Source organism: Nocardia sp. JMUB6875, assembly GCF_041154655.1.
Classification (GTDB): Bacteria; Actinomycetota; Actinomycetes; order Mycobacteriales; family Mycobacteriaceae; genus Nocardia.
The window spans coordinates 1-5,975 of record NZ_BAAFGR010000291.1 but is presented as its reverse complement, the minus strand read 5'-3'; the positions used below and the strand labels follow the sequence as shown (position 1 = coordinate 5,975).

The following is a 5,975-nucleotide window of genomic DNA, read 5'->3' as shown; positions in this document are numbered from 1 at the left end:
GTGCCCATGGCGTGCGGATCGCGCGGGGCGGGGGCGGGCTCGCGATCGCGGCCGCCCTGACGGCCCCGGCCGCCACCACCGCGGCGGTTGCGGTCACCGCCGCGCGAGCGCGAATCATCCTGGCGGGAGCGCGAATCGTCCTGGCGGGAATCCTGGCGCGAACGCGGCGCTTCCTCGGCGGGTTTGGACGCCTTGGCGGCCGCACCCCGGCCGCGGCCGTTGCGCTCGCGAACCGGCTCGGCCGCGGCGGATTCCGACCGCGCGGCGGCGGTGCTCACCGATTCCGGCTGGGCGGCAGCGGAACTCGCCGGAGCGGCTTCCGGCTTGGCCGCGGGCTGCACGGGAGTCTCAGGGGCCGGGGCGGGCGCCCCGGCGGCACGGCTCGCGGTTCGACGCGGGCGACGGGCGACGGGCTCACTCATGCAAGCACCCCCGCAGCGCGCAGGTCCACCGCGAGCTCGTCGAGCTGATGCTGGGACGGCATGATCTGTGGCAAACGTGGCTCCCCGGTCTCGACGCCCAGCAACCGCAGCGCCCCCTTGGTCATGGCGACACCGCCGAGGCGCGCCATCGCGCGGTTCAGCGGGGCCATGCTGACATTGATCTCCTGCGCCCGGCGCACGTCCCCGGCGAGGTAGGCCTCGCGCAGCGCACGCAGGCGGTCCGGCACGAGATGGCCGATGACACTGATGAATCCGGTCGCGCCGACCGAGAGCCACGGCAGGTTGAGGCAGTCGTCGCCGGAGTAGAAGGCCAGCCCGGTCTCGGCGATGAGCTCCGCGCCCGCGCCCAGATCGCCCTTGGCGTCCTTCACCGCGACGATGCGCGGGTGCTCGGCGAGGCGGCGAATGGTGTCGGAGGCAATGGGAACCACCGAGCGCGGCGGAATGTCGTACAGGGTGATCGGCAGCTCGGTGGCGTCCGCGATGGCGGTGAAGTGGGCGAGCAGGCCGTCCTGGTTGGGACGCGAGTAGTACGGGGTGACGACGAGCAAACCGTGCGCGCCGGCGCGCTGGGCATTGCGGGAGAGCTCGATGCTGTGCGCGGTGTCGTAGGTTCCGGTGCCCGCGATGACGGTGGCACGGTCACCGACGGCGTCCACGACGGCGCGCAGCAGGTCGAACTTCTCGGACTCGGTGGTGGTCGGTGACTCGCCGGTGGTGCCGGAGATGGCGAGCAGATCGACGCCGCCGTCGATCAGGCGGGCGGCCAGCGCGACACCGGCATCGACGTCGAGCTTGCCTTCGGCGGTAAAGGGGGTCACCATCGCGACACCTACTGTGCCGGACGCGCGCAGCTCGGTTCGCGTCGATTCACCGTTCGTCATAGTCAGAAAGGCTACAGCGTCGCTGGAACGGGATTTGCACCGTTATACCCGAACCGTGCCCGGTGCGATGGCGATTCGCGTCAAGCGCCCGATTCTGGCGTCAGAAGTTTCCTTGAATGATGTCATCAGTGACGTCACACTGGTGTCATGGATCTCGATAAATACACCTCCCAGCTGCGCGAGAACCTGATCGCGGCGGCTGCCCTGGGTGATGAGAAGACTCAGGCCACCGCCGCCGCGCTGGCCGCCGCCACCGAGAACTCGGCGCGGCTGGTATTGCTGGCCGCGCTGTCCGAGCTGGCCGCGGAGGTGAGTGCGACGCTGCCCGATCGCACGGTGCACGTGTCGGTCGACGGCACCGACGCACACGTCGACGTCCGCCGGACCGAGAGCGAGGAAGAGGAGCAGCATCCGACGTTCGAGGAGGTCACCGGGGATATCAGCCGGGTGACGCTGCGGCTGGTCGAGCAGCTCAAGTCGCGGGCCGAGGAGGCGGCGGCGCAGAGCGGGCAGTCGCTCAACGGGTGGCTGTCGTCGACCGTCCAGTCCGCGCTGCGGGACCAGATGAAGAATGGTGGCCCCGGGCGCTGGACGCCGCCGGGCGACCGCGGTGACCGTAGTGACCGCGGCGACCGCACGGACGAGAAGTAGTCGGCCGCTGGAGCCAGGTCAGTCGGCCGAGACCGTGACCTTGCCGTCGGTGTCGATCTCGGTCCGGCGGTCGTAGTCGGGGCCGGTCGCGAGGACGGTCGCCAGCATGTGGCGGCCCAGCGGGAGCACCCGCACGGTGATGCGGCCGGAGTTGATGGCGTCGAGTTCCTTTGTGGCGGCGTCGATCACGCGCTTGCGCACCCATTCGGGGACGCCCGAGAAGCCGCCGTCGTCGAGGAGGATCACCTCCACCCCGCGCGCTCGCGCGCCACGGGCGGCGCCGCTCAGTTCATCGGTCACCAGTTGCGGTGCGCGCAGTCCGTCGCGGAGTTCGGCCTCGAGCAGGCGGCATTCCTCGCGTTCGGTGGCGCTGAGTTCCGCGCCCTCGGCAATGCGTTCCAGGATCGGCCGGGCCACCCGGTCGAGGCGGGCGAGCTGGCGGGTGCGTTCGCTGTCGGCGGCGGCCATGGTGGCCTCGGCGGCGGCGCGCATCATGGCGTCCTCGCGCAGCATGCGCAGGGAACGCTGCATGGGGCGCATGACCGCGGTGAAAACCGAGATGGCCGTGACGGTTCCGACGGGGACGAGCGAGCCCGCCAAGGTGCCGGGCTGCAGACGGCCGCCGATCAGCCCGATCGCGACGAGCACGACGGCGACCGCGGTGACGCCGACCCACGCGGTGCGAATCCGCCCGCGCAGCACCAGCACCGCGAGTACATAGGACGAGGCGAACGCCGACCACACCGTCTCGTGCACGACATCGCGTTCGGGGGTCATGACGGTCAGCGCGGTGGCCAGCGGCGGCGCGGCGGCCGCGTACAGCGCCACCGGAATCGGCAGCGGGTCCACCGGGACCGCGGTGACGAGTGCGCCCGCGCTGAGCATGAGCACCAGGCTGGCGAGGGCCGCCCACAGCGGCGACTGGCCGAAGTTGCGCATCATGTACAGCGCGATGACGGCTTCCAGGATGAGCAGGAACAGCCAGGCGGCGCTGCCGCGCAGGCCGAGCAGATCACGCAATCCGAAGCGGGGATCCAGATCCAGCAGGCGGTTGTTGTCAGCGGGAACCATCGCCACCCCAGACCAGCGTGACCGTGGTGCCTTCGCCCGGTTGGGATTCCACGAACGCCGAACCGCCCGCCAGCTGGCGCATGCGGCCCAGGATGCTCATGGAGATGCCGAGCCGGTCGGCGGTGACCGCGGACAGGTCGAAACCCGCGCCGTCATCGGTGAAGGCGATGCGGATGCTGCCCGCGCTGACCGTGGCGGTCACGGTGCGGCGCACCTCGCGGCCCGGAACGGCGGCGTGGCGCAGGCTGTTTCGCACGGCCTCGCTCAGCGCGGCGGCGATGGTGCTGGCCGAATGCACCGGCATGCGCAGATCGTCGAAGCCGGGCCAGGTGCGGGTGGCGAAGCGGACGCCGGGATTGATCTCGTGCACGGCGGCGCGCAGGAACAGCACGGCCGAGCGGGCGTCGAGGAGATCGGGATCGCGTTCCTCGCCGCGGTATTCGTCGAGTTGCTCCAGGGTGCGCTCGGCTTGGCGTTGCAGCACATCGGAAGCCGTGCCCGCGCGGGAGGCCTCCAGCAGGGTGGACAGCACGGCGTCGTGAGTGAGCGCGGCGAAGCGGGCGTGTTCGCGGTCGCGGGCCTGCGCGGCGGCCTGGGCGGCGGCGCGGCGGCTGGCGATCGCGGATTCCCGGTCGACACGGGCGGCGGCGCCGGTGACCGCGGTACCGCACCAGACGAACAGGGCCGCCAAACCCGCTGAGCGCAGGAAGTTCTCGGCCACATGCTGCGCGGTCAGGGCGGGCACCGTGTACACCGTCGCGGCGGCGGCCGAGGTGGCGGCCAGCAACAGATAGGCGACCGTCAGCCGGGTCGGCCAGGCCAGTACGGCCGCGGTCACCGCCAGCGCGGTCACCCGGTACGGCCACACCGTGGTGCCGTCGACCGAATGCAGTTCCACGCCGAACGGGATCGAGGCCAGCGCGCCCAGGAAACTGACCGCGGCGCAACCGCATACGAAGCGGGTGGCGCGCGGACCGGACAGCGCCGACACGATCGAGATCACCGGGTACCAGCCGAAGGCCAGCACCAGCGCGGTGATGCTCCACCAGGCCGGTGCGTGGCGACCCTGCTCGGCGACCTCCGGCAGCTCGACGCAGCCGACGATCACGCCCGCGATGCCGATCGAGATGCCGAGTCGCCGCATGATGCGGTCGTAGGCGGCGGTGGCCGGATCGTCCTTCATGAGACCGCCGCGCAGGCGCTGGGTGAAGGCCGCGACCGAGGGCAGCGGCCGGGAGACGGCCGGTGATTCGAGGGTGCCCGAGGCGGTCATGCCCGCGGATTCCGTTCGGGGACAGGCAGCCACCCGTCCTCGACGGCCCGCTTGTACAGGTCGGTCTTGGTGGGGGCCGGGCGGCCGGCGTCGGAGTACTTCTGCCGGATGCGGCCGAGGTAGTCGTTCACCGTCTGCTCCGAGAGGCCCGTCATGCGCGCGACGCGGGAGGCCTTCTCGCCCGAGGCGTAGAGCTGCAGCACCTGCTGCTGACGCGGGCTCAGGCCGACATCCGACAGCTGCGGATCGCCATCGATGGCGGCCGCCCAGTCCGTCGTGACGACCTGCTCGCCATGCGCGGCACGGCGTACGGCCGCGACCACGGTCGGCACATCCTCGGATTTGCGCACCACCCCCAGCACGCCCTCGCGCGCGGCGGCGCGCACCAGGAACGGATTGTCGGCGCCGGTGAACACCAGCACCTCGATCCCCCGCGCCCGCAGCGCCCGCACATTGTCTTCCGGCGCGGACCCGTCGGCCAACCGCAGATCCAGCACCACCAGATCCAATTTCGGCCCCGCCGACAACAACTCACCCACGGTCCCCGCGGTGATCACCAACTCCAGATCGGCCTCCGGCGCCAACATCGCCGACAGTCCGATAGCCACCGACTCATGGTCCTCGACCAGCCCGATCCGGCGTATCCCCGACTCTTGCGCCTCCACGGCGGCCGTCACCTCTTCCCACACTCACCAGGTACGTCCTACCCGAACGTCCCATCGAGTATGACGGTCCGACCACCCGATGTGTCAGCCACCAGAATTCGGGGGAACCGTCAATTCAACCCCCGAACAGCTCCCTCACCCCATAAGTTGTGCCGCGACCGTGGCCCCCAGCTCCCAACACCGCTCGATATCCCCCTTCTCCGGCTTCCCCGAAACAATCACCGCCGCAGCCGCCTTCTCCCACCCGAGCCCGGTAGTCGCACTCTCCACACTCCGCTCCGCACCTTCGGTCCCCTGATTCCCGTGAATGTAAAGCCCATACGGCCGCCCCTTGGTCGAATCCAGACACGGGTAATAGAAGGTGTCGAACGCATGCTTGAGCGCCCCACTCATATACCCGAGATTGGCGGGCGTCCCGAGCAAATACCCATCGGCGGCCAGCACATCACTCGCAGTGACCCCCAACGCCGCCCGCCGAACAACGTCGACGCCTTCAATCTCGAGATCGGTCGCCCCCGACACCACCGCCTCGAACATCTCCTGCATGTACGGCGACGGCGTGTGATGAATGATCAACAGAGTCGGCACCGCCCGAGCGTATCCCGCCGACCCTCCTCAAACGTCGATCGAACTCCGGACCTTCGATCGCCGCCGATAAACGACCGCCACCACCAGCCCCAGCGCGGCAAGCCAGAAAACAACCTCCACCCAGACGAGCGGACCGATCAGCCAAGTCAACCGCCCCCAGAAGTCGCAGGGCCCCACACTATCCGGAATCGACGCACATTCCGGATGTCGAGGCAGCGCCACCACCAGCGGCAAGGAGGCGATCAACGCCACCAGCACCGCAGGCAACACACACAGCACTAACAAAACTCGGGTCTGTCCAGATAACGGTGTAACTCGGGTTGATTGGGTTAGTTCCGTCCGGCGGTGAGTCGGCCGTCGAAGGTGATGTCGAAGGCGTTCAACGCCGCTTTCCAGCGGG

The 5,975-nt window shown here is 69.8% G+C and carries 7 protein-coding genes and 1 pseudogene; 1 reads left to right on the top strand and 7 read right to left on the bottom strand.

The features are described 5' to 3' along the window. Both ACAM49_RS38260 and dapA read right to left on the bottom strand, forming a co-directional pair. A pseudogene (locus tag ACAM49_RS38260) lies at nucleotides 1–422 on the bottom strand (hypothetical protein); the annotation flags it as partial. Beyond that, complete coding sequence (gene dapA / locus ACAM49_RS38255) at nucleotides 419–1,327, bottom strand: 4-hydroxy-tetrahydrodipicolinate synthase (RefSeq protein WP_369640408.1); 909 nt, start codon at nucleotides 1,325–1,327, stop codon at nucleotides 419–421. The pseudogene ACAM49_RS38260 and the gene dapA, both read right to left, overlap by 4 nt. 147 nt (nucleotides 1,328–1,474) lie before the next feature. On the opposite strand from dapA, the gene ACAM49_RS38250 reads away from it, so the two are divergent. Next, nucleotides 1,475–1,978 (top strand): hypothetical protein, encoded by a 504-nt coding sequence (locus ACAM49_RS38250; RefSeq protein WP_369640407.1) that lies wholly within the window; start codon nucleotides 1,475–1,477, stop codon nucleotides 1,976–1,978. Between the two features lie 18 nt (nucleotides 1,979–1,996). Here the strand turns inward: ACAM49_RS38250 and ACAM49_RS38245 are convergent, their stop codons facing one another. The 5 genes from ACAM49_RS38245 to ACAM49_RS38225 form a co-directional block, all read right to left on the bottom strand. Then, complete coding sequence (locus ACAM49_RS38245; RefSeq protein ID WP_369640409.1) at nucleotides 1,997–3,049, bottom strand: hypothetical protein; 1,053 nt, start codon at nucleotides 3,047–3,049, stop codon at nucleotides 1,997–1,999. Next, the gene (locus tag ACAM49_RS38240; protein WP_369640406.1) at nucleotides 3,036–4,322 is read right to left on the bottom strand and encodes a sensor histidine kinase; all 1,287 of its coding nucleotides are present in this window, start codon (nucleotides 4,320–4,322) and stop codon (nucleotides 3,036–3,038) included. Before ACAM49_RS38240 ends, ACAM49_RS38245 begins: the two co-directional genes overlap by 14 nt. After that, entirely contained in the window at nucleotides 4,319–4,987 is a 669-nt protein-coding gene (locus ACAM49_RS38235; RefSeq protein ID WP_040810580.1) for a response regulator transcription factor, read from the bottom strand. Before ACAM49_RS38235 ends, ACAM49_RS38240 begins: the two co-directional genes overlap by 4 nt. Nucleotides 4,988–5,122: 135 nt before the next feature. Further along, complete coding sequence (locus ACAM49_RS38230) at nucleotides 5,123–5,575, bottom strand: flavodoxin family protein (protein ID WP_369640405.1); 453 nt, start codon at nucleotides 5,573–5,575, stop codon at nucleotides 5,123–5,125. A gap of 27 nt (nucleotides 5,576–5,602) precedes the next feature. Next, on the bottom strand, nucleotides 5,603–5,975 hold a 373-nt coding region (locus tag ACAM49_RS38225), incomplete at its 5' end, for a hypothetical protein (RefSeq protein WP_369640404.1).